The following is a 20,452-nucleotide window of genomic DNA, read 5'->3' on the forward strand; positions in this document are numbered from 1 at the left end:
CGCGGGACTCTTATGTGAGGAGACTCAAAAGTGAAAACCGTCGACGAGCGATCCGCTGCCCTGGTGAATTTGAGCGCGACAGATGCCATAGCAGCGATGAAACGAGGCGACGTTACCGCGGAAGCCTATGCCACCACGCTATTGGACCGTGCAGGCGAACAGAGCGCGCTCAACGCCTTCGTGACCCTGCCTCCCGCTCAAGTGATGCAGGCCGCACGTGCAGCGGATCTCAAGCGCGCGAGCGGCCAGGCGCTCGGCCTGCTCCACGGACTGCCGATACCCGTCAAGGACAGCATCAATACGCATACCTTAAGGACGACGAATGGAACCCGTGCGCTACGCGACTTTCAGCCTGAGGCCGACGCCGAACTGGTACGACGGCTGGTGGACGAGGGCGCGATTGTGATGGGCAAGACCAACCTGACGGAGCTCTCGTTTGGCTGGACCAGTAATAACGAAACCTTCGGCGCCGTGCGCAACCCGTACGATCTTCGACGTGTTCCCGGTGGCAGTAGCGGCGGTTCTGCCGCGGCCGTGGCGGCCAGAATAGCGCCGCTGGCGGTCGCGGCGGATACATTGGGATCCATACGGGTCCCCGCAAGCTTTTGTGGGCTGGCGGGACTACGGCCGACGTTCGGACGCTATCCGAATGAAGGTGCATTCGCGCTAACCGATCAGAAGCTGGACCAGGTCGGCGCACTCGCCCGCTGCGTCGACGACCTTGCGTTGTTCGATTCCGCCTTGACGGGAGACCACACGCCGATCAACACCACGACGCTTGCGGGCGCGCGTATCGGCGTATGTTCGTTCTACGAAAGCGGCCTTGATCCAGACGTGGAGCGTGTCTACTACAATGCGCTGGCGCGCTTGAGCGACGCTGGCGTCATCATCGTCCGGTCAGACATTCCTCCGATGATGACCCGCGCGTTCGAGATCGCAGCGACCATCATGCTTTACGAAACCGCGCATGGCATCGAACGTCTCCTGACCGCGAACGAAATTTCGCTAACGTTCGATGAATTGTTCGAGCAGGTCGGCGAAGGGATTAAAAGCCTCATCAGGCAAGTCGCCCTGCCGCCAAATCGGCCGACGAACGACGCCTACGTTGACATGCTGCGCCAACGCGAAGGCATCAAGGCGAGTATCCGCAGCCATTTCGAGCAACATGGCATCGTCGCTATGGCATTTCCAGCGACCGCGGCATTGCCGCCGTTCATCGGGCAAGAAAGCGAAGTCGAAATCGACGGCAAGACGGTTTCGTTCTTCGACGCTTTCGGCCGCAACACGGCGTTGAGCGCGGCGGGTGGGATTCCTGGACTGGTGCTGCCTGCAGGCAGTTCGTCTGCGCAAACGCTTCCGGTCGGCATCGAGCTTGTTGCCCTCCCCGGACAGGACCGGGCACTCCTGTCGCTGGGCCGTTCTGTCGAGACGGTGCTGCCGCCGACGACGCTTCCCAACGGATGAGCGCAACGCCGAATGGCGGCGACGCATCGGTGTGACGCGCGGTGTGACGCGCGGTGTGACGCGCGGCTTGCCGCCCCATGGCAGCCGGCAGCCGCTTGCAAACCTCCCCACGACAGGTGCGATAAAATCAATTGCGCATCGTGAGCCAACGAGGATCCCCATGTCAAACGACCAGCCATCCGACCCCCTCAGCCCGAGAAAGTTGCCCGCACAGGGCCGGGCTGCAAAGACAGTCGACACGATCCTCGACGCGGCGGCCGACGTCCTCGACCGCTTAGGCCTTGAAGGCTACAACACCAACTATATTGCGGATCGGGCCGGGGTCAGCATCGGCTCGCTATATCAGTATTTCCCGAGCAAGGATGCCGTCACGGCGGCGTTGATCGAGCGCGGACATCAGCGGATTCTTTCCGCAATCAGTGAGTACGACCACGGCGACGATTGGCGACGTGCACTGGAACACGTGATAAGCGTGGCCGCGGAGCATCAGTTGTCGCGGCCGCAACTCGCCCGCCTGCTCGACTACGAGGAAAGCCGCCTGTCTATTTCCGGGCGCGACGGGCATATCGCCCGGGAGGTCCACGGCGTGATTACGCAAATCGTCTCGGGCGCCGCCGAGAGGAATGGTCAGGATCCTGCCGCCGCTGCATCGGATGTGATGGCGCTCACCCGAACGCTGAGCGATGCGGCGAGTGAACGAGGGGATACGGATATGGAAAGCCTTCGACGCAGAATTTCGCGAGCTGCATTCGGATACCTGGAAGGCGACGGGATCAAGTGAAGGTATCAGCCGGAGGTGAAGGTGGTCGTCACACGCGCTAACGTTTCTATGTGGAATTTCGGCAGCGCATGCGAACCGTGTCACGGTGCGAGGCGAACCGGAGGCATCACCCGTTCGATTGCCGCGGCTATGGCTAGCAGCCGGCGGTCGCTGCCCTCCGGTCCATCCAGCTCAAGACCCACGGGTAGTCCCGCTTCAACAAGGCCCGCTGGCAGGCTGATGCCGGGAAGCCCTGCATTGCTGGCGTAGTCGGTATGACGGATGAAGGTCGCGAACGTGGGCACCTGCTCCCCTTCCAGTTCCACGGTTTCGTCAGCGCCGATCGGCCGTGCCGTCATTGGGGAAGTGGGGAAAATAATCGCATCGAGGCGGTGAGCGCGGAAGCATTGGCGGTATGCCTCTTTCAGCTTGAGGCGGGCGGTCAGGGCGTCTGCATAGGCCGTTTCCGGAACGGGATTGTCCATGGCAAGCCGCATGATCTGTGCAACGTCCGGACTCCTGATTTCATCGATGACGGACTGAATCGTCAAAGCGCTTCCGCGTGAACGTAAATAGGCCGGAAGATCCCTGATCAGCTCGTACAGCACAACCGGAAAACCGATCGCCGCATTCAAGGGCTCCAGATTTTCGACTGTCACTTCCACCAGAATGACACCTGCCTTGCGAAGCACGTCGAGCGCTTCCTCGCAGACCTTTTGAACGTCACGTTCCAGCCTTTCCCACGTAGCGTGACGCAGTAGCCCCAAGCGTAAGCCCGACAATTCGACTGCCTCGTGGGCGTGATCGCCCGTGACCACCGCATCGAGAAGCGCGACGTCTTCGACGCATCGCGCCATGGGTCCGGCAGTATCGCGGGTATGCGAGATCGGCACGATTCCGGCCTGCGGATAACGGCCCGCCGTCGGTCTCAAACCCACCACGCCGCACAACGCCGCCGGCAGTCGAATGGACCCTCCGGTGTCGGTACCGATCGCGCCCGGCACCAGTCCCGCGGCCAATGCTGCGCCGTTCCCGCCGCTGCTGCCTCCCGGCGATAACCCGAGATCGAACGGATGGCGGCAAGGCCCTAGCCAACCGTTGTTGCTGGTAATTCCCAAGGCAAGTTCGTGCATGCTCAGCTTGCCGAAGAATAGCGCTCCGGCGTCGAACAGTTTCGAGGCGACCGGAGCATGTTTCGCCGCGAAGTTGGCGCGCAATTTCCTTGTGCCTGCGGTCGTTGCGACACCGCGGACGTCGATGTTGTCCTTGAAGGCGATTGGAATACCCGCGAGCGGTCCCGCTTTCGGTTGGTCGTCGAAAAGCCGGGCTTCTCGCAGCAGGCGTGCGGTATCCAGATTCACGAAACAGTTCAATGCTGAACGGCGGCCGGCTTCCTCGAGCAATGCGCTTACATACTCGGCGATCGAGAACTGCTTCGTTTGCAGACCATGACGGACATCCACGATGGAAAGATTGATCAAGTTCATATCGGCCTGAAGTTAAAAGCGCGGCCCTATTGCCGCAATGGGAATGGATGCCTGTTCCGAAGCAACGATCGCTATCCCCTAGAAGCGATGCATGATCCCGATGGTCGCGCCCATCTGGCTCTGTCCCAACGCCGTTGTCGTGTATGGGTTCAGGCCAAAATTTGCGGCGCCCTTGTTGTTCACAAAGCCGGCGAGGAGATATAACGTTGTGCGCTTCGAGAGGCTGTAACTGGCTGTTCCGACGTATCCCGTAACGGATGAACTGGACCCCTTGAAGTCGTACCGGTAAATCTCCGCATTCAGATTCAAGTCCGGTGCGACCTGGTAACCGAGGCTCCCGAAATAGGTGCATCCAGCCGGCGAGAGCTGAAGAGACCCCGAGATGTTTTCATAGCCGGCGGACACGGTGATCGATTTGAAGGTGTATTTCGCCGCCACAGCTATTCGAATGTCCTTCTCGGACGACATGCCGGCGTTGCCATTGGTCCCTGAATAGGTAGCGCTGCCGGCGAAGCCTCCTGATGCGTATTTGATCGATGCCTCGATAACACGCCCTGCCTTGTTGTCACCCGCCACCCCGCCAAACCGGTAGAGCAACTCGGTGCTTAAGCCTGCGATTTCCGGCGACTTGTACTTGATCGAGTTATCCACCCAGAAATTCTGGGCCGGGATGAAATTGTCCGAAAAGACAGAATACTTCGCAAAATACGACGCATCGTAGATGATCGTGTTGTCGAAAAGCACGCTGTAGTGACGGCCTGCCGTCAACGTGCCGAAGGTCTCGTTGGTAAGACCCACGTACGCCTCGTTAGAGAATTCAACGCCAGGATTGAACTGGCTTCCGTCGTTGGAGTTGAATACCTGAGAGAGGTTGACCACCGCACTTGTCCTGGCTCCAAGGTCCTCCGTCGCCCTGATGCCGAAGAACGTGGGCTGCCGGCTTCCGGTTGTCATCGAAAGCTGCGAATCGCCGGCTGCATCCGCGTGAGTTAAATACTGAATACCCGTGTCTATCTCGCCGTAGAGGGTCACGGATGGCTGCGCATTCGCCTGATGCGCCGAAACGAGCGCTCCAAACGCGGCAGCCAAAACAAAAGAACTCAACTTCATCAGCGTATCTCCTTAGCCATTGCCTTTCTAATTTCCATTGCCGACTGATCGTTCCAATGGACGCATGATTGAGTGGCCGAAAATTCGATGGAATCCCCAGGAATGACGATGGCTGGGAGAAATACGCGGGAAGAGATGCGATACGTCGGACGCCGTAGCAAACGTGGGACGGGGGTCCTTTTTGCCGCTAGATTCTTTGAGCGCTCTTGGGGTCAACGCGAAGGGCAAACGGATTTTCGTTGTGCGAAGATCAGATGCATCTGACGACCGGCTGAGAAAGCAATCGCTGAAAAGTCGACGACGGATTGCATTAGCAATTACCAACAAACGGTCCACAGCGCCGGCTATGTCCCCCGAGTCCGGAGGCACCAGTGGCGAACTATTACGAACCCATGCGACGAAGGAGTTCGGCCATGTTTCTTACGACTCAGCAGACAATTCTGTTACCGCAAATCATCAAGGTTCTCGCCGAACCACAACCGGATTGCGCGTTGCGCCTACGTCTGGGCAACCTCCTGACGCGCCTTCTGCACGCGGACCAGTTTGTCTCCTACGTATGGAATCCGGCTGGAAAACGCTTTGACGATCGCGTGGCGATCGACATGTCGGATGCGAACCTTCGCAATTACGAGGCTTACTTCCAGTACAACGATCCAATCACCCACCGGCTGCGCGCACGGAGCAAGCCCACGCTCGTAACGGAAATCGTGCCCCAGGCCGAACTGGTGCGTACGGAGTTCTTCAATGACTTCCTCGCACGCGATTTTTTATACTGGGGCATGAATGTGCATGTTCCAATCGACGGCGAAAGCACGGGCGACATTCGAATCTGGCGGAGCCAGCAAAAGGGAAACTTCGACGCAACGGATCTGGCGTTGCTGGCAATCATCGCGCCCGCCTTTGGCGCGGCGCTGAGGCGCTGCAAAGACACCCCCACGGGGGCACCGGGTGACGCTCAGGGTGCCGACGAAGCACTCGCACTGGGGCTCACGCGCAAAGAACACGAAATCTCGCGGATGGTCGCAATGGGTCTCACAGACAAGCAGATCGCGAGCCGTCTGGATATTTCGTTTTCGACCGTACGTACCCACCTTAAGCACGTGTTCTACAAGCTCAGCGTGAACAACCGCGCCCAACTGATCCGGCAGCTCCGCTGAGCCGGACGCCCCGGCAAAAATGACGACGTAGCGGACCGGTAAGCGGATCGCCTGGCATCTGAAATGTGAGCCCGCGTGCGAAGAGAAGCGCGGAAACAGCCCGTTTTTGTTCTTCGAATACCGTCAGAAGGCGATTCTGTTGCCACTCGTATGCCATTGGATTGCGAGTACCCAATATGACGGGTAGGTCCTATCATGCTTGCATGCCTCGACGAACCTTCATGGCATTACGTCGCTCTCCATTTTGAAAATGAATCACCCCGACCTGCAAACGTCGTCTGCGTTTGCTCGCTATTTCGAAGGATACCTATGAAGCTGGGAATTTTTGGCGCCAGTGGCGCTACGGGCCGCCATCTGATCGAACAGGCTTTGGCAGCCGGACACGATGTCACCGCCGTAGTGAGAACAGCAGGAACGCTGACGAGCGAAACACCTCGCCTTAAAATTTTTGTCTCCGGTCTCGATCGACCAGCGGAACTGGAGCGCGTCGTAAAGGAACAAGACGCGATCATCAGTGTGCTCGGAGCTCGTAAAGGTGGCCCGTCCACCGTATGCGCGGATGGAGCCAGGAATATCCTGAAGGCCATGAAGGCTACCGGCGTGCGTCGCTTCATCGCATTGAGCGCCTATGGCGCATCGGAAACGAAAGACGCATCCATGTTCATCAAGTTTGTGCGCACGGTCATTGCGGACAAGATGCGCGATAAGGACACGATGGAATCGCTAATCCGCAGGAGCGGCCTCGACTGGACGCTCGTGCGACCGCCGGCGCTGACCAATGGCAAGCGTACCGGCGACTATCGGTTTGGAGCTGATCTGAAAATAGGACCATTGGGACGGATATCCCGGGCGGACGTGGCTGACTTCATTCTGCGGGAAGCTATTGCAACTGCTTCCATTGGGAAGACCTTTGCCGTATCGATATAGATTGGACTGCTCCGATACAACTCGCGCGCCTTGCTCAGAAGGATTTATTAGGAGGGCGGTCGCGGGAAGGGCGACTTCGGTTGCGTAGCACAAGCGCTCGGCGCTATTGAGCGAGACCGGCCCTTCGGCTCGCCGCGGCATGGGTCGCTGCTTCCAGAACCGCCATTGCCGCAACTCCCTGTACCGAGGACATGGCCATCCTGAAGACGATCCGGGCGGGTGTTTGCGGCCCGGCAGAGCGTTGCTCGCCTTCCCGCCGACATTCCGGTCACTCCCCCGCGCAACCGCTCCAACCCGCCATCTTCCCGCAACCTCGATCCGTGTCATATGTTCGCCACGCAGGACGGTTACGGTGCTGTACCTACACTAATAATTCCTCTCCACGATGTCGTCGACGTCCGAGCACGGCCGCGAAAAGCACGACGCCGCCGTCAAGGCAGCCCAGGTAAGCGTTCTGCTGAACGCGGCCCTGATGACCATGCAGATTGTCATCGGCTGGCTGGCTTACTCGGACGGTTTGCTCGCCGACGGCGTTCATACGCTGGCTGACCTGGCAGCGGACGGAATGGTGCTGGCGGTCTTGCGCCTGAGCGCCACGGCCGCGCACCGGAGCGCCAACGATCAATATGATCGATACGAAACCATAGGATCACTACTTATTTCCTTCCTCTTGATCGCGACAGGAATGGAAACCCTATGGAGCAGTCTCGGACACGTAGCCAATGCAGCGAATGCTTCCAACGTTCATGCAAGCGCGCTGGTCGTGGCGGTGTTCGTGATCGTCGCCAAGGAAGCGCTGTTTCGGTACATCATGTCCGTGGCCAAACGCACCCGCTCCACCATTCTCGTTGCGAGCGCCTGGCATGCGCGCTCTGACGCGATCTCGGCGCTGATAGCCGCAATTGGGATTCTGGGTAGCATGGCCGGCTGGGCGATGTCGGATCGTCTGGCCGCTGCGGTTATCGGCATCATGATTGCGCGAATGGGCTTTAATCTCGGCTGGAAAGCCTTCAAAGACTCTTTCGATCGACCCGCCAGCGAGACCGCCGGACAATAAGGCGGCGGCTTATTCCCTTCGCCTGTTAAGGAAGGCTCTACACGCGCCTTCCATTAGCGCGTGCAGGCAATGGCATGAATCCTCTTCATGCTCGCTGCAGGTGCGTACCACCAGCTATAGACCGCTGCAAGACTTCGCTGCAATACTTCCCGCTAAAACCCGGCGTGCGCGCTCATGATGACGCTCGCAGCCGGGATCGTTTACTACTCACAGGGAAAATAACAAAATGAATGAAAGCGGATTGAGTGACGTCGAATTCCCGGTACAAAAACAACTTGAGGCTTATAACGCCCGGGATATAGAAGGGTTTATGCAATGGTGGGCACACGACTGTGAGTACTACGAGTTCCCTTCACGTTTGCTGGCTAGCGGCGCAAACGAGATCCGCGAACGGCACATCGCCCGGTTCAGCGAAGCCAATCTTTTCGGCAAGCTCATCACGCGTATATCGGTTGGCAACCTCGTGGTCGACCAGGAGCTTGTCACTCGCACCTTCCCGGACGGTCCCGGCGAGATTGACGTGATCGCCATCTACGAAGTCGAGAACGGGAAAATAGCGAAAGCATGGTTCAAGATGGGCACACCGCGATTGCACAGCGCTGAGACACGATGACCGCTGAGGCTGTCATCGTGTTCTGCCCGGCTCGCAAACTCTGGGCCAATCGAAACCTGCCGCCGATTTGAACGCAACAAGGGCCAAACGCCCTTGTGCCTGCTTCGGTCTTCAAAACCGCGTTACCCTTCCCTCGTCCGGGATCTTGAACACGGATACTGCGGCCTTCAGGTGACGCGTTTGCTCATGCAGCGATGCAGCCGCCGATGCAGCCTGCTCCACCAGCGCCGCGTTCTGTTGCGTCATCGCGTCCATCTGCACGACAGCCTGATTGACCTGCTCGATGCCCGTGCTTTGCTCGAGCGATGAGGCGCTGATCTCCGCCATCATTTGCGTAAGGCGCGAGATTGACGTCGATACTTCGCGCATTGCTTCACCCGCCCGTCCCGCGAGCGCGGAACCATCGTTCACTTGCGAGACGGATTCGCCGATCAGTTCCTTGATCTCCTTGGCCGATTGCGCGCTGCGTTGCGCAAGCCCACGCACCTCGCTTGCCACGACCGCGAATCCGCGGCCCTGCTCGCCTGCCCGCGCCGCCTCGACAGCCGCATTCAACGCCAGGATGTTGGTCTGGAAAGCGATGCCGTCGATCACCGAGATGATCTCCGAGATCTTGTCCGAACTCTTCGCGATGCTGGTCATCTTCTCGACCACCTGATCGACCACGCCCGTGCCTCGCGATGTCGCGGTGAGCGCGTCGCCGGCAAGACTGTTCGCATCGCGGGCATGCTCGGCATTCTGGCGCACCGTCGCGGTCAGCTCCTCCATGCTCGATGCAGTCTCTTCCAGCGAAGCCGCCTGGTTCTCGGTGCGCGCTGACAGATCCGCGTTACCGGTGGCGATTTCATCGGCGCCAAGATTGATCGAGTCCGACGACTCGCGCACCGTCTTTACCGTGTGGGCGACGCTGGCCTGCATCGACGCAAGACCGGCGAACAAGCGGCCAATTTCGTTGGTGCCGCGATCGGCAATGTGCTCGTCGAGCTTGCCCTCGGCAATCCGTTCGAAGTGACGGCCCGCTTCCTCGAGCGGCGCGACCACACCGCGACGCAACGCGACATGCACAAACGCGACGCCCGCGACCAGCGCCACGAAAATCGCTAATCCGACTCCCCGGAACCAATCAAGCCGGGCATCGATGGAATCAAGATACGACCGGCTCGCGGCGTCGCCGAAGCGCGCGAAGTTTTGTTGCTCGGCGAGGTAGCGGTCCTGGAAGCCTTGGGTGGGCTGGTCAAGGAACGCTTGCAGGTTATTGGCATCGAGGTACTGGGTCAGTTCACTCAGCGCGCCGTGATATGCCTGAAATTTTTCCTGCAATGCGGCCGTACGCGCCCTGTTTTCATCGCCGGTTTTCGGCGCATTGACGAAAGCGGTAAACGATTGATCCGCAAGCGCCAACTGCTCGCGCGCGTGCTGGACGATGTCGACCGGTTCCGTGCCGCCGCGTGCCATGCGCGTCCCGGCCCGCGACAGGTTGATCCGTGCATCCATCAGGCGTTGAGTGGATTCGTTGACCGCGTTGACTTGCTTGAGCGCGATGTCCGACAGGTTGCCTACATCCTTATGAGTAGCGGTCAACGACCAGAAACCAAGCCCTTCCGTGACGATCTGGAAGAGACAAAACACGACCAGAACGACCAGAAGGCTGGTGGAAACACTCGCTTTTTTAAGCATATTGACGACTCTTCGTAACGTTGAACTCGATATGGCCCTTCAACGTGTCTTAGCGTGTCAAACAATCAATGTCTTCCGCAGCACCCATCGGCCGCGCCCGTTCGCGAGAGCGCGAAAGGAGCGGGAGTGTCATTGGGTGCGGGTCGAAAACGCTATTGCCGGATGGTCGTCGAGTGATCTAAGACAGCGTTGAAACCTGACAGGCTGGCCCCTTGTTAACGGCGGCATCAACGGATACTTAAGCTTACAAAAAAGGCCCGAAAGTCTTTCAATTTCTACTGAATCGACCCTAAAAATGCGGCTCCTGACAAGATCTGACAGGACCGACAGATATGCTTCCTTTCCGGCGGCGTGAGCGACGCTCTTATGACGAAATCTGGCACAGATCGTCAACAAGTTCTTACCTGCTCGGCGATATGATTGAGCGCACTGAACCGCGCCTTGGACGGCTATAGACCAGCCGAAACACCCATTGCAGCCGACAGCAACTCCAGCGCAATTCCAACAAGAAAACGATAACGATGCCGGACACCGAAAACACCGCACTAAAAGAGATCTTCAACGACCGCCGGTTCCGCGACATGGCGCTCGACGTCAAAGCGGTTTATCCCCCATTCGACGCGCGGCGTTTCCTCAAGATTTCCTTAGCCGGGCTTGACGACCTGACCCTGATGCAACGCCTGCGCCGCATGACTCAGGCGCTGCATGCAACCCTTCCCGCAGACTACGGTCAAGCACTCGAGATTCTTCGTGCGCTGGCGCTGCGGATCGGGAACGGATTTGCGACGCTGGTCCTTCCCGACTACGTCGGACAATACGGCCAGGACGACTTCGATGTATCGATGGACGCACTCAAGTTTTTCACGGCCTTCGGCACCTCCGAGTTCGCTGTGCGCGAATTCCTGCGCAAGGATCTGAAGCGAGCGCTGGCCATCATGACAGTATGGTCACGCGATGACAGCGACGCCGTGCGTCGACTCGCGAGCGAAGGAAGCCGTCCACGCTTGCCGTGGTCGTTCCGGCTCGACGCAATTCTGGCTGATCCTTCGCTGGCGGCGCCCATCCTGGAGAACCTGCGTTCGGACGTGAGCCTGTATGTCCGCAAGTCAGTCGCCAATCATCTGAACGATGTCACCAAATCGCATCCTGAGTGGGTGCTGGACCGGCTGGCGACGTGGCCGATTGAAAACCCCCACACGGCCTGGATTGCGAAGCGCGCCCTGCGCTCCCTGATCAAGGCCGGCAACGGCCGCGCGCTGGCGCTGATCGGCGCGGGCGGCGCGCCCGATGTGAAGCTCAGCAAGTTCGCCGTGACGCCACGCCAGGTTGCATTAGGCGAGCGTGTGACCTTGTCATTCGATCTTGCATCGAAGTGCCCCGAAAGCCAGCGGCTCGTGATCGACTACAGGATGCATTATGTGAAAAAATCGGGCGTGACGGCCGCGAAAGTATTCAAGCTGAAGGAGCTGACACTGGACGGCGGGCAAACGGTAGCGATAGAACGCACGCAGAACATCCGGGACTTCACCACGCGCGTGCATTACGCCGGGCGGCATGACGTCGAGATCCTGGTGAACGGCGTATGCCTCGCCGAGGGATATTTCGATCTGAGTTGTTGAGCATTGAACCCTCACGGTCCCTATCTTCAAGCGCTCGATCCAAAAAAATAAGATCTCGCCCAGGCCCTCGGACTATTATTTACGGTATCGACCACGGCGTTGGCGATCGGGCCTGCACGGGAAAATGAATTCGCTTTCGGTCACATCGCAAGCACGCAGTTTGCTGTCGTCCCGGTCTTGCCAGGTATGTGGATCGGTCAACGCATACGCGGCCGTATCAACTATCAGCCCTACGACCTTCCGCTGATGGTTCTTTACCTGCACGCTGACGCTCGATCTTCGACTGCTGTTACGACATTTCATCTAAGCGTCGAGCCGGTAGCATGCCACCGGCTTCGACCCTCTGGGAGATCTGACGCGATGCTCTCGGCATTACTCGAAACACTGGGCGCGCTGGCGGTATTGGCCAGCCTCGCGATTAATCTTCGCGCGCTTTTCGATCGGCATCGGTAGCTTGGCCAAACCGCGCCCGATATCGATATCGAATGCCGCATTGCTCAGCGTGGTTTGGCAAGCCCGGTCAACAATTGCACGAGTGCGTCCGCTTCGTGTTCCGTCGTCCGCCAGGATGACACGCTGATCCGGAAGGCCGGCCGCCCTTGCCAGACGGTTGCGCCAAACCAGGCCTCGCCCGATGCCTGGACCGCTTCACGGGCAGCAACCGTGAGTTCATCGGTATGCGCGCGAACCAGAATCTGGTTCAGCGTGACACGGTTTAGTATCTCGAACCCCGCCTGCGCCAGACCCTGTGCAATGCGCCGCGCGAGCGCGCAGTGCTGGTCCACTAATGAAGCCACGCCTTCACGCCCTAACGTCCGCAACGCGGCCCACACCGGTATGCCGCGAGCCCTTCGCGAAAACTCGAGGGTCAGGTTTTTCTGCGCGTCCCTCGCCCCGCTCAAATAGACCGCATCGCTGTTCATTGCGGCCGCGAGCGCTTCACTATCGCGGCAGATCGCCATCGCGCAGTCATAGGGTGTGTTCAGCCATTTGTGGGCGTCGGTTGTCCAGCTATCGGCCCCTTCTATCCCTTTCGTCAGTTCCGCATGCGAGGACGCGCGTGCCCACAAGCCGAACGCCGCATCCACATGAACCCAGGCGCCGGCAGCCTTGGCCTGAGGAATAAGCATGTCGAATGGATCGAATTCACCCGTGTTGACCTCGCCCGCCTGCAAACAAAGGATGGTCATGTCATCGAGTGGCGGCAAGCGTTCCGGGTCCACCTGACCATGATGGTTTACCGGTGCGAACAGTATCTTGTTCATGCCGAAACCAAGCAGGCGAAGCGCCTTTTTCACGGTGATATGCACAAGCTCGGACACCACGACCTTGACCTCGGGAGCACCTGTCAGTCCGTCGTTGTCGAAGTCCCAGCCCTTGCGTAAGAGCAGCATGCGGCGCGCGGCAACAAGGCAGCTCAGCGTGCAAGCCGTGGCGCTGGTACCGAACCCCACCGCGCTTTCGCGAGGCAGGTCCAGCGCCTCGAGCACCCAGCCCGCCGCGACCCGTTCGAGCGTGGCCGCGACCGGGGAATTGTCGAATGACGACGCGCATTGGTCCCATGCCAGCATCAGGCGTTCTGCTGCCGCAGCCGCCGGCAGTGCTGCGCCAATCACAAAGCCGAAGTACCGAGCCCCGTTCGACGCTACCGTGCCGGGCGAACCGATATCGTCCAACATCCGTAGCACGTCTTCTGGCGCATACCCGCGTGCCGGTAGCGGCTCGTTGAACGCAACGAGCGCCTGCAGCGCCGCTTGATCGGGAAACACGCGTCGTTCCGGGATGGACTCGGTATAGCGTCGGGCGCGATCGTCGGCTTCGGTCAGCAGGGTTATCTCGTTCATCTATATTTCCGCCAAAGTAATAAGTGGTGCGAACAGGATCATGGTTCTTTCGATGTACGTATCGCAATGTCAACCGCCAGAATACCAGCGCAAGCAGGCTTGTGCCGGCGCCGGGCAAGCAGCCTTTCGGACATTGAAGCCGACGCTTGATCAATACGTTCGATCGTTCGCGGAGCATCCGTCCGCTAGACAAAATATTGGGTTGGCGTCACGCCGAAGGTCCGGCGAAACATGGCAATAAACGCGCTGACGTTTTCATAGCCGAGATCGAGTGCAATAGTCGTGACGGCCGTGCCCGACGCAAGCATCTCCAGTGCCCGCATCAGGCGCGCTCGTTGGCGCCATTCGGAGAAGCTGAACCCCGTCTCGTCGATAAACCGTCGGGTCAACGTCCGTGACGCAACGCCACCCCAGTCAGCCCACTCTTCCAGGCGGCGGTTATCGGCGAGATTGTCAGCAAGTGCGCGCGCGATCCGCAGCACGCGTACATCACGCGGCATAGGTAAGCCGAAAGCCTCACGCGGCAACGAGCGAATTTCATCGAGTATGACACCCGCCAGGCGCATCTGCGCCTCATCCAGTGTCTTGCTGTCCCAGCTTGCTGCTCGGTTCACGGCCTCGCGTAACGGGCCGGAAGTGCGGATTGTGCAAGGCTCATGCGGAAGATCCGTACAGGCGCTCTCGCTGACGTAGACGCTCCAGCCCGCAAACGCACCGTGTGAACGAAGAGAATGCGCGCGGTTGGGCGGAAGCCAGACTGCATGGATTGCCGGCACGACCCATTGGCTGTCGTCGGTTCCAACGGACAGCAACCCGCGAACCGCGCCGAAGATCTGGCCACGGGCGTGGCGATGAGTCCCGGTGACACGCGCGACATCGCCGGACAGCTCGACAGCGAACAGGATCGGGCCATCGGCCGAATGAATTTTTGCGGAATCGAGAAGCGGAGCGGACATGACCGGGAAACCCTCTGGAACGGCTTTTATACCGCAGCGCAGAGTGTCCGCACAACATAAAAATCCCAGCATCGTGCGGCGGGTTGAACGCGCAAGTCATCCGATCCGAATGGGCCTGCGATCCGCCCGGTTTTGCCGCAATGGCCAGCCCTCGGCTTCTACCTCTGCCAGGGAGCGCCCGACGCGGACGCTGCCTTGCCATACTGCTGTGACGCTTTTCGCACTATGGCGATATCGATCTCGCCGTCGTCGGCCAACGCTTTCAAGGCTGCGATCACAATGGATGCGCGATCCACCTCAAAAAACTCGCGCAGCGCCTGACGGGTGTCGCTACGGCCGAAACCGTCGGTGCCAAGCGTCACGTAGCGACGCGGCACGTAAGCGCGGATCAGTTCGGGCACGGCGCGAACATAGTCCGTTGCCGCGATCACCGGGCCGCGCGACGCGCCAAGCATCGTGCCCACATACGGCGCAGGGGCTGTCTCGCCGAGCCGTGAAAGTCTTTCGGATACCATACCGTCTCGCTGCAACTCCGTGAAGCTCGTCACGCTCCATACCGCCGCTTCAATGCCCCACTCGTCGCGCAACATCCGCTGCGCCGCGATCACCTCACCGAGAATCGCGCCGGCACCGAGCAACTGCACCTGCGCCGTAGCGTCCGGTTCCGCCGCAAGCGGATACATGCCCTTGAGAATGCCCTCGCGCAGCGTCTCGAGATCGCCGCCGGGCACCGATGGTTGCGCATAATTCTCGTTCATCACGGTGACGTAATAGAACACGTCGCGCTGGCGCTCGACCATCTCGCGCATTCCTTCATCGACGATAGCCGCGACTTCATAGGCAAACGCGGGATCGTATGCACGGCAGTTCGGTATCGTCGATGCCACGAGATGGCTGCTGCCATCCTGATGCTGCAGACCCTCACCGCCAAGCGTCGTTTTGCCCGCGGTCGCGCCGATCAGGAAACCGCGGGCGCGCTGGTCAGCCGCCGCCCAGATGATGTCGCCGATACGCTGGAAGCCGAACATCGAGTAATAGATGTAGAACGGCAGCATGGGCAGATCGTGCACGCTGTAGGACGTCGCCGCGGCGATCCATGACGACATTGCGCCCGCTTCTGAAATGCCCTCTTCGAGAATCTGTCCCTTGGTGTCCTCGCGGTAATAGAGCATGGAACCGAGATCTTCCGGCTCATACAACTGCCCGAGCGGTGAATAGATGCCAACCTGCCGGAACATGTTCGCCATGCCGAAGGTGCGCGCCTCATCGGCAACCACCGGCACCACGCGGGGCCCAAGCGTTGCGTCCTTCATCAGCGTGCCGAACATGCGCACGATCGCCATGGTGGTCGACATTTCCTTGCCTGCCGCATCGATTGCGAACTGGCCCCAGGTAGTAATCGAAGGGACGATCAGCCCCTTCGACGCCGCTCTCCGCCTTCTGGGCAGATAGCCTCCAAGGCCTGCGCGTCGTGCGTGCAGGTACTGCATCTCCGGACTGTTTTCCGCAGGTTTATAGAACTTGACCGCCTCGACATCGGCGTCCGACAGCGGCAGGCGAAAGCGATCGCGAAACGCCTTGAGGTCGTCGAAGCCAAGCTTCTTTTGCTGGTGCGTCGTCATTCTTCCCTGGCCCGACGTACCCATGCCGAAGCCCTTCATTGTCTTGGCGAGGATCACGGTCGGCTGGCCTCGGTGACTGAGCGCCTTCGCGTAAGCTGCGTGGAGTTTGCGTACGTCGTGACCGCCGCGACGCAGGCCGTCGATATCCTCGTCGCTCAGATGCGAAGCCAATGCGGCAAGCTCGGGATTCTGGCCAAAGAAACGCTCGCGGTTATACCCGCCGTCGTTCGCTGAGAAAGTCTGGAACTGGCCATCGACCGTATGCGCGAATGCACGCAGCAACGCGTTGGTCTGGTCGCGTGCAAAGAGCGCATCCCAGTCGGAGCCCCACAAGACCTTGATCACGTTCCAGCCCGCGCCGATGAACTGCGCTTCGAGCTCATCGATAATGCGCCCGTTGCTGCGCACCGGACCGTCGAGCCGCTGCAGGTTGCAATTGATGACGAACACGAGGTTGTCGAGTTGCTCGCGCGCAGCCAGCGACAGCGCGCCGATCGATTCCGGCTCATCCATCTCGCCGTCACCAAAGAAGCCCCACACCTTGCGGTCCTGCGTCTTTGCAAGGCCACGGTTTTGCAGGTAGCGCATGAAACGCGCTTGATAAATCGAGTTGATCGGACCGATGCCCATCGAGCCCGTGGGGAACTGCCAGAAATCCGGCATGAGCCACGGATGCGGATACGAACACAGCCCGGGTCCGACTATCTCCTGCCGATAGTGCTGCAAATGCTCTTCGCCAAGAAAGCCTTCAAGGAACGCGCGAGCATAAACACCCGGCGATGAATGGGGCTGGAAATACACGAGATCTGCCCCCGTGCCTTCGCCCGCATCCGGCGCAGCAGCGCGGAAGAAATGGTTGAAACCCACTTCGAAGAGATCGGCCGCGGAGGCATAGCTCGCAATATGGCCGCCGAGTTCGCCGTAAGCCTTGTTCGCGCGCACGACCATCGCGAGCGCGTTCCAGCGCAACGCAGCGGCGAGCTTTTCCTCGATCTCCAGATTGCCCGGATAGCGCGGCTGCTCTGCAACAGGAATGGTGTTGATATAAGGCGTGACACGCGCCCGCGACGACTCGATACCCAGCGACAGCGCATGCTCGGCCAGCCGGTCATAAAGGTATTGCGCGCGGTCACGGCCAACGTGTTCGGTGACTGCGTCCAGCGCCTCCAGCCATTCGGCGGTTTCCTCGGGATCGGTGTCTTCGCGACCTCGGGCTATCGACAGAATCTGTTCGCTTCCGCTGGATAAATCGGTCATGGCACGGCTCCGCATTGAATGGGGGAATAGCGTTGGCTTTTCAATAAGCTTAACTATTGCGCCGCAGAATGTGCCTCTCATTTGCTTTTAATCAGGCTCCGGGATAGTGTATTTATTCCACGTACGCCCCCTTCTCCAGAATATTCGAGCTATGACGACATCGCCTAAACGCCTGGACCGTATCGACATCGGCATCCTGAACCAGTTGCAGCAGAATGCGCGCATCACTAATTCGGAACTGGCGCAGGCAGTAAATCTGTCGCAGACGCCTTGTTTTAACCGCGTGCGGGCGCTCGAAAAATTGGGACTGTTCAAACAGCAGGTCACGTTGCTGAACCCCGAACCGCTTGGGCTTCGGATCAACGTGTTCATCCAGGTCAGCCTGACGAAACAGGATGAAGACGCGCTGCGGCGTTTCGAAGAAGCGATCGGCGAGCGGCCTGAGGTCATGGAGTGTTACCTGATGACCGGCGACGCCGACTACCTGCTGCGCGTCGTGATGCCGGACATCCAGTCTCTGCAACGCTTCATCATTGAACGGCTGACAAAGATCCCGGGCATCTCGAACATCCGATCGAGCTTTGCGCTCAAGCAGGTGCGGTATAAGACGGCGCTGCCGCTGCCGCTTTCCGGCTTGACGTTGCACGACCCGGACGAGAACGCGGATATGGAGTGGAGTTAATGGGGTTTATGGCTCGTTGAACAAGTCCCGTTGGCGTGGAAAGCGTATCGAATGGCATGTACGCCGCAGCGCGTGCGCTTGCCGCTCGCTAAAGTGGAGAGGTCAACCACACACCAGGAGTACATGATGCGCGCTGCAGATATTCTTCCCGATCACCTCGACGACGGCACGTTCAACGGCGTCTCCGTTCGCAAAGGCACCGTCGGTGCGTTCCTCGCTAACGCGCGAGTCTGGGCCGATCCCTTGACGTCCGCGAACGAGCGTACAACGGCGGAAAACGATATTGTCGATGCCCTGCCCGCATTACGCGCGCTTGGCTTGTTCGACGTATTGGCGATCCGAGACGCGGGGTTGCAAGCGCTGGTCGACTCACACTAGCTCATCGAACCCGCAGGAAGTCCCGCGGCGACATTCCGGACGCCGCGCGAAAACGCCGGCTGAAATGCGTGGGATCGTTAAAGCCATTTCGATAAGCTATCCTCTCTATCGACAGCGATGCCCGGATCGGACTAGCCAGGTCATCGCGGCGGCCGAGATGAAAACATAAGGCCAACGGGCGCGAGGAGCGGCGGACATGGGAACTCGGCCGATCTAATTTCGATGCGGCCGGCATCAATTTTGGCCAGTCAACACGCTTGTCCGTAAGTGAACCGATCTCCTGCCCTCAGGTGAAGTGCCCACGACCCTCCCCTCGAACCATTTAATACAAAATTAATTCAATTAACTTTCATTTACTTTAATTTATCAGCTTAATCGAAAGCTATCCGATGATGCGGCGCACCGCAAACACCAAATCATACCGGGGTTAATACCAATTTGGCCGATCGTTGCGAGCATCGAATTAAACAGCGGCGTACACTCCAACCTGCCGACACCAGCCGAGCGCCTTATTCGGCGCGGCGCAGAGAAGAGCTCGGTCACGTCGTCATGGTTAATCAATTACGCGAATGGGGAGATTACGGTAATGAGCTGGACGCGAGAACAAAGAAACGTGACGATTGCGGCCTATTTAGGCTGGACACTCGATGCCTTCGATTTCTTTCTAATGGTTTTCATATTGAAAGACATCGCCACGGAATTCAATACGAAGATTCCGGCGGTCGCTTTTGGCATTACCCTGACGCTCGCAATGCGCCCTCTCGGAGCGCTGATCTTCGGCCGTCTCGCCGACAAATACGGTCGGCGTCCAACGCTAATGGTCAATATCGCGATCTATTCGCTGCTGGAACTGCTGTCGGGTTTCTCGCCGAATCTCTTTACGTTGCTCGTGTTGCGCTCGCTGTTCGGTATTGCGATGGGCGGTGAATGGGGCGTGGGTTCAGCCCTTACGATGGAAACCGTGCCGACCAAAGCGCGTGGCTTTGTATCAGGTCTCTTGCAAGCGGGTTATCCGAGCGGGTATCTGCTGGCTTCAATTGTGTTCGGCGTCGCGTATCAGTATGTCGGCTGGCGCGGGATGTTTTTTATCGGCGTGGCTCCCGCGCTGCTGGTTTTATATGTGCGTGCGCACGTGCCTGAGTCGCCGGCATGGAAGGCCATGGAGAAGCGGCCCCGCCCCGGCTTGCTGAAGACGCTCAGGCAGAACTGGCAATTGTCCATCTATGCAATTGTCTTGATGACCGCGTTTAACTTCTTCTCGCACGGCACCCAGGATCTTTATCCGACTTTCTTGCGCGAACAGCATCACTTCGATCCGCACACGGTTGCGCTCATTACCATTGTTCTGAATATCGGGGCGATCTGTGGCGGCCTGTTCTTCGGATCCATGTCGGAGAAGATCGGGCGCCGCTGGGCAATCTTTATTGCCTCTTTAATCGCGTTGCCGGTATTGCCGCTCTGGGCGTTCTCAAGTGGCCCGGTAGCGCTCGCCGCCGGAGCTTTTCTGATGCAGATCTCTGTTCAAGGGGCCTGGGGAGTGATCCCGGTGCATCTGAACGAGATTTCGCCCGATGAGATCCGCGCCACGTTTCCCGGCCTCATTTATCAGTTGGGCAATCTGCTGGCTTCGGTCAATGCCACCATGCAGGCATCTATCGCCATCAAGAACGGCAATAACTATGGACTCGCCATGGCGCTGGTTGGCGGCACGGTCGCCGTGGTGATTGCGGCGCTTATTTTCTTTAGCCGCGAGCGACGAGGCATCGACATGACCGAGTCGGCCCAGCATGTCGGGGCGACGAGTTCGGTTTAAGGGTTTTTATCCAATGGGGACACATTTGC

17 protein-coding genes are annotated in these 20,452 nt (G+C 59.1%); 10 read left to right on the forward strand and 7 right to left on the reverse strand.

The genetic code is table 11. The features are described 5' to 3' along the window. Positions 1 to 30 precede the first annotated feature (30 nt). Both ACSQ8V_RS11340 and ACSQ8V_RS11345 read left to right on the forward strand, forming a co-directional pair. Positions 31 to 1,464: an amidase family protein gene (locus tag ACSQ8V_RS11340; protein WP_436205780.1), complete on the forward strand. Its 1,434-nt coding sequence runs from the start codon at positions 31 to 33 to the stop codon at positions 1,462 to 1,464. Positions 1,465 to 1,624: 160 nt separating this feature from the next. Beyond that, positions 1,625 to 2,245: a TetR/AcrR family transcriptional regulator gene (locus tag ACSQ8V_RS11345; RefSeq protein ID WP_213761618.1), complete on the forward strand. Its 621-nt coding sequence runs from the start codon at positions 1,625 to 1,627 to the stop codon at positions 2,243 to 2,245. An 80-nt stretch (positions 2,246 to 2,325) separates the two neighbouring features. Here ACSQ8V_RS11345 and iaaH read toward each other — a convergent pair whose 3' ends face one another. Both iaaH and ACSQ8V_RS11355 read right to left on the reverse strand, forming a co-directional pair. Beyond that, positions 2,326 to 3,711, reverse strand: coding sequence for an indoleacetamide hydrolase (iaaH, locus tag ACSQ8V_RS11350; protein WP_436205781.1), 1,386 nt, complete (start codon positions 3,709 to 3,711; stop codon positions 2,326 to 2,328). A 78-nt stretch (positions 3,712 to 3,789) separates the two neighbouring features. Further along, positions 3,790 to 4,821, reverse strand: coding sequence for a porin (locus tag ACSQ8V_RS11355; protein ID WP_436205782.1), 1,032 nt, complete (start codon positions 4,819 to 4,821; stop codon positions 3,790 to 3,792). Between the two features lie 413 nt (positions 4,822 to 5,234). Between ACSQ8V_RS11355 and ACSQ8V_RS11360 the strand changes: the two genes are divergently transcribed. From ACSQ8V_RS11360 to ACSQ8V_RS11375, 4 genes are all read left to right on the forward strand, one after another. After that, positions 5,235 to 5,978, forward strand: coding sequence for a helix-turn-helix domain-containing protein (locus ACSQ8V_RS11360; protein WP_436205783.1), 744 nt, complete (start codon positions 5,235 to 5,237; stop codon positions 5,976 to 5,978). 309 nt (positions 5,979 to 6,287) lie between these two features. After that, the gene (locus ACSQ8V_RS11365) at positions 6,288 to 6,905 is read left to right on the forward strand and encodes an NAD(P)-dependent oxidoreductase (protein ID WP_436181979.1); all 618 of its coding nucleotides are present in this window, start codon (positions 6,288 to 6,290) and stop codon (positions 6,903 to 6,905) included. A 385-nt stretch (positions 6,906 to 7,290) separates the two neighbouring features. Beyond that, complete coding sequence (locus ACSQ8V_RS11370) at positions 7,291 to 7,962, forward strand: cation diffusion facilitator family transporter (protein WP_436205784.1); 672 nt, start codon at positions 7,291 to 7,293, stop codon at positions 7,960 to 7,962. Positions 7,963 to 8,188: 226 nt separating this feature from the next. After that, positions 8,189 to 8,575, forward strand: coding sequence for a nuclear transport factor 2 family protein (locus ACSQ8V_RS11375; RefSeq protein WP_436181981.1), 387 nt, complete (start codon positions 8,189 to 8,191; stop codon positions 8,573 to 8,575). Between the two features lie 111 nt (positions 8,576 to 8,686). Here ACSQ8V_RS11375 and ACSQ8V_RS11380 read toward each other — a convergent pair whose 3' ends face one another. Further along, positions 8,687 to 10,252, reverse strand: a complete 1,566-nt coding sequence (locus tag ACSQ8V_RS11380; protein ID WP_213761625.1) for a methyl-accepting chemotaxis protein — start codon at positions 10,250 to 10,252, stop codon at positions 8,687 to 8,689. 521 nt (positions 10,253 to 10,773) lie between these two features. Between ACSQ8V_RS11380 and ACSQ8V_RS11385 the strand changes: the two genes are divergently transcribed. Beyond that, a complete protein-coding gene (locus ACSQ8V_RS11385) occupies positions 10,774 to 11,871 on the forward strand; it encodes a DNA alkylation repair protein (protein ID WP_436181982.1) in 1,098 nt (365 codons plus the stop codon). Positions 11,872 to 12,368: 497 nt separating this feature from the next. Here ACSQ8V_RS11385 and ACSQ8V_RS11390 read toward each other — a convergent pair whose 3' ends face one another. The 3 genes from ACSQ8V_RS11390 to mdeB all read right to left on the reverse strand — a co-directional run bounded on the left by ACSQ8V_RS11390 (position 12,369) and on the right by mdeB (position 17,550). Then, positions 12,369 to 13,715 (reverse strand): pyridoxal phosphate-dependent decarboxylase family protein, encoded by a 1,347-nt coding sequence (locus ACSQ8V_RS11390; RefSeq protein WP_436181983.1) that lies wholly within the window; start codon positions 13,713 to 13,715, stop codon positions 12,369 to 12,371. Positions 13,716 to 13,900: 185 nt separating this feature from the next. Beyond that, entirely contained in the window at positions 13,901 to 14,671 is a 771-nt protein-coding gene (locus ACSQ8V_RS11395; protein WP_436205785.1) for an AraC family transcriptional regulator, read from the reverse strand. Between the two features lie 158 nt (positions 14,672 to 14,829). Beyond that, positions 14,830 to 17,550, reverse strand: a complete 2,721-nt coding sequence (gene mdeB, locus ACSQ8V_RS11400) for an alpha-ketoglutarate dehydrogenase (RefSeq protein ID WP_436205786.1) — start codon at positions 17,548 to 17,550, stop codon at positions 14,830 to 14,832. A gap of 151 nt (positions 17,551 to 17,701) precedes the next feature. On the opposite strand from mdeB, the gene ACSQ8V_RS11405 reads away from it, so the two are divergent. Together ACSQ8V_RS11405 and ACSQ8V_RS11410 are read left to right on the forward strand one after the other, a co-directional pair. After that, positions 17,702 to 18,232 (forward strand): Lrp/AsnC family transcriptional regulator, encoded by a 531-nt coding sequence (locus ACSQ8V_RS11405; RefSeq protein WP_213761630.1) that lies wholly within the window; start codon positions 17,702 to 17,704, stop codon positions 18,230 to 18,232. 126 nt (positions 18,233 to 18,358) lie between these two features. Further along, positions 18,359 to 18,610: a hypothetical protein gene (locus tag ACSQ8V_RS11410; RefSeq protein WP_436206640.1), complete on the forward strand. Its 252-nt coding sequence runs from the start codon at positions 18,359 to 18,361 to the stop codon at positions 18,608 to 18,610. A 1-nt stretch (position 18,611) separates the two neighbouring features. On the opposite strand, the gene ACSQ8V_RS11415 is transcribed toward ACSQ8V_RS11410, so the two are convergent. Next, positions 18,612 to 18,845, reverse strand: a complete 234-nt coding sequence (locus ACSQ8V_RS11415; protein WP_436205787.1) for a helix-turn-helix domain-containing protein — start codon at positions 18,843 to 18,845, stop codon at positions 18,612 to 18,614. 351 nt (positions 18,846 to 19,196) lie between these two features. On the opposite strand from ACSQ8V_RS11415, the gene ACSQ8V_RS11420 reads away from it, so the two are divergent. Continuing rightward, the gene (locus ACSQ8V_RS11420; protein ID WP_213761633.1) at positions 19,197 to 20,423 is read left to right on the forward strand and encodes an MFS transporter; all 1,227 of its coding nucleotides are present in this window, start codon (positions 19,197 to 19,199) and stop codon (positions 20,421 to 20,423) included. The last annotated feature ends 29 nt before the right edge of the window (positions 20,424 to 20,452 follow it).

This window comes from Caballeronia sp. LjRoot31, assembly GCF_964253885.1.
Lineage (GTDB): Bacteria > Pseudomonadota > Gammaproteobacteria > Burkholderiales > Burkholderiaceae > Caballeronia.

Bases quoted from the DNA above. Each gene is read 5' to 3' on its own strand.
- ACSQ8V_RS11415 (WP_436205787.1), bottom strand. From the start codon at position 18,845: ATGCCGGCCGCATCGAAATTAGATCGGCCGAGTTCCCATGTCCGCCGC.
- mdeB (WP_436205786.1), bottom strand. From the start codon at position 17,550: ATGACCGATTTATCCAGCGGAAGCGAACAGATTCTGTCGATAGCCCGA.
- ACSQ8V_RS11390 (WP_436181983.1), bottom strand. From the start codon at position 13,715: ATGAACGAGATAACCCTGCTGACCGAAGCCGACGATCGCGCCCGACGC.
- ACSQ8V_RS11380 (WP_213761625.1), bottom strand. From the start codon at position 10,252: ATGCTTAAAAAAGCGAGTGTTTCCACCAGCCTTCTGGTCGTTCTGGTC.
- ACSQ8V_RS11365 (WP_436181979.1), top strand. From the start codon at position 6,288: ATGAAGCTGGGAATTTTTGGCGCCAGTGGCGCTACGGGCCGCCATCTG.
- ACSQ8V_RS11385 (WP_436181982.1), top strand. From the start codon at position 10,774: ATGCCGGACACCGAAAACACCGCACTAAAAGAGATCTTCAACGACCGC.
- ACSQ8V_RS11345 (WP_213761618.1), top strand. From the start codon at position 1,625: ATGTCAAACGACCAGCCATCCGACCCCCTCAGCCCGAGAAAGTTGCCC.
- ACSQ8V_RS11360 (WP_436205783.1), top strand. From the start codon at position 5,235: ATGTTTCTTACGACTCAGCAGACAATTCTGTTACCGCAAATCATCAAG.
- ACSQ8V_RS11395 (WP_436205785.1), bottom strand. From the start codon at position 14,671: ATGTCCGCTCCGCTTCTCGATTCCGCAAAAATTCATTCGGCCGATGGC.
- ACSQ8V_RS11355 (WP_436205782.1), bottom strand. From the start codon at position 4,821: ATGAAGTTGAGTTCTTTTGTTTTGGCTGCCGCGTTTGGAGCGCTCGTT.
- iaaH (WP_436205781.1), bottom strand. From the start codon at position 3,711: ATGAACTTGATCAATCTTTCCATCGTGGATGTCCGTCATGGTCTGCAA.
- ACSQ8V_RS11410 (WP_436206640.1), top strand. From the start codon at position 18,359: ATGCGCGCTGCAGATATTCTTCCCGATCACCTCGACGACGGCACGTTC.
- ACSQ8V_RS11420 (WP_213761633.1), top strand. From the start codon at position 19,197: ATGAGCTGGACGCGAGAACAAAGAAACGTGACGATTGCGGCCTATTTA.
- ACSQ8V_RS11370 (WP_436205784.1), top strand. From the start codon at position 7,291: ATGTCGTCGACGTCCGAGCACGGCCGCGAAAAGCACGACGCCGCCGTC.
- ACSQ8V_RS11405 (WP_213761630.1), top strand. From the start codon at position 17,702: ATGACGACATCGCCTAAACGCCTGGACCGTATCGACATCGGCATCCTG.
- ACSQ8V_RS11375 (WP_436181981.1), top strand. From the start codon at position 8,189: ATGAATGAAAGCGGATTGAGTGACGTCGAATTCCCGGTACAAAAACAA.